The sequence below is a fragment of the Poseidonocella sp. HB161398 genome, assembly GCF_005870025.1.
Taxonomy (GTDB): Bacteria; Pseudomonadota; Alphaproteobacteria; order Rhodobacterales; family Rhodobacteraceae; genus Mangrovicoccus.
Genome location: NZ_VATA01000203.1, coordinates 1 through 1,811 on the forward strand (window position 1 = coordinate 1; position 1,811 = coordinate 1,811).

A 1,811-nucleotide genomic window follows, 5' to 3' on the forward strand; every position below is an offset into this window, starting at 1 on the left:
TCGACCAGTGTGTCGCGTCCCGGGGCGTGCTTTCCAGCGTCCTCTTGATGACCTCCGCCACCTGTTCGTCCGAAACCGTGCGTGGACGGCCTTCACGGTATTCATCGGAAAGCCCCTCGAGCCTCTGCTCCGCAAAGCGGCGGCGCCATTTGCCCACCGTGTGCTGGCTGTGGCCGAGTGAGGCGGCGATCTCCTTGTTGGACATCCCTTCGGCGCATCGCAGGACGATGCGGCAGCGGTCCGAAAGTGATCGGGCCGCCTTGTGCCTGCGAAGCTGGGATTCGAGGAATGAGCGTTCCTCGTCGCTGAGATCAATTGGAACAGCAACACGGCCACCCATCACATCCTCCCGCATCAGGCAGAATAATGATACAAACTTTAGTTCCAGGTGACTAGGTCATGTTGACAAAAGGCGTAGCCAGACTCGGATGGACGCAATGTCAATGAACCCGAGGAAACTCAGGGCGGTCTTGTCATAGCGCGTTGCCACCCGACGGCCCTGCTCGAGCTTGGAGAAGCAACGTTCGACCAGGTTGCGCCAGCGGAAGAAGTCGCGGTCGACAGCGCGCCATTCCTTGCGGTTCCGCCGCATCGGGATGACCGCCACGATGCCACGTTCCTCGAGCTTTTCCCGTACCTTGTCAGCATCATAGCCCTTGTCGGCGACGAAATATCCGGGCTCCGGCAGCGTCTTCGTCACCACCAGGTCGACCCCCTTGATGTCCGCTGTCTCGGCGCCCCTGATCTCGCTGCGCATCGGCAGTCCCGCGCCATTCACCCGGAGGTGGATCTTGGTCGTGAAGTGGAAGGCGGATGAGAAAACGATCCGCGGGATCGTTTTCCCGCCGGACAGTCGGGAACGGCCGAAACCTTCCTTCTGAGTCCCCCCTTGAGCCCGCTGCCTGCTGACGGGCGCGGATCACCATTCGGCGCTGCGCTCGGACCAGTGGCGCTTGCGCCTCATTGTCGTTCATCTGGAGCCGGGCGGGCACGAGGTCGCTATCGTTGAGAAACAGGAGCATGGTCTCCCATAGTCCGGCATTCGCCATCGCGCTCGGACCGATGGCGCGGATGCCTCATTCTAGCGCCGGAACTGCCGGCAGACGGACCCCCATTTTCCGAACTCGCCAGGCAGGTCGAGCCACGGGGCACCGGTCCGTGTTCGGCGTGATGCTCGAACCAGTGGCGCATTCACGCCTCACTCCAGAATATGCCATCCAGAACAAGGCGATGATCAACTGGCTTGCGCCCGTTCGGGGCGCGGATGGCGGCGATGAAATGCTCGAAGAACCGCCATTGCGCATCGGACATCAGATTTCGCGCCAAGATCACCTCCGTCGTAGCGGTGATCTTGAATCACGAAAGCGACCAACTGTGAATCCCTTTTGTCAACATGACCTAGTCACCTGGAACTAAAGTTTGTATCATTATTCTGCCTGATGCGGGAGGATGTGATGGGTGGCCGTGTTGCTGTTCCAATTGATCTCAGCGACGAGGAACGCTCATTCCTCGAATCCCAGCTTCGCAGGCACAAGGCGGCCCGATCACTTTCGGACCGCTGCCGCATCGTCCTGCGATGCGCCGAAGGGATGTCCAACAAGGAGATCGCCGTCTCACTCGGCCACAGCCAGCACACGGTGGGCAAATGGCGCCGCCGCTTTGCGGAGCAGAGGCTCGAGGGGCTTTCCGATGAATACCGTGAAGGCCGTCCACGCACGGTTTCGGACGAACAGGTGGCGGAGGTCATCAAGAGGACGCTGGAAAGCACGCCCCGGGACGCGACACACTGGTCGATCCGGTCGATGGCTGCG

Annotated in this window: 2 protein-coding genes and 1 pseudogene; 1 reads left to right on the plus strand and 2 read right to left on the minus strand. The window is 61.0% G+C overall.

What is annotated here, in order from left to right:
• The coding region (locus FGX59_RS36710; protein ID WP_171060693.1) for a helix-turn-helix domain-containing protein at positions 1-340 on the minus strand (340 nt) is incomplete at its 3' end.
• Positions 341-397: 57 nt separating this feature from the next.
• A pseudogene (locus FGX59_RS36715) lies at positions 398-1,311 on the minus strand (IS5 family transposase).
• 143 nt (positions 1,312-1,454) lie between these two features.
• Between FGX59_RS36715 and FGX59_RS36720 the strand changes: the two are divergent.
• A partial coding sequence (locus FGX59_RS36720; protein ID WP_171060868.1) for a helix-turn-helix domain-containing protein occupies positions 1,455-1,811 on the plus strand: 357 nt, incomplete at its 3' end.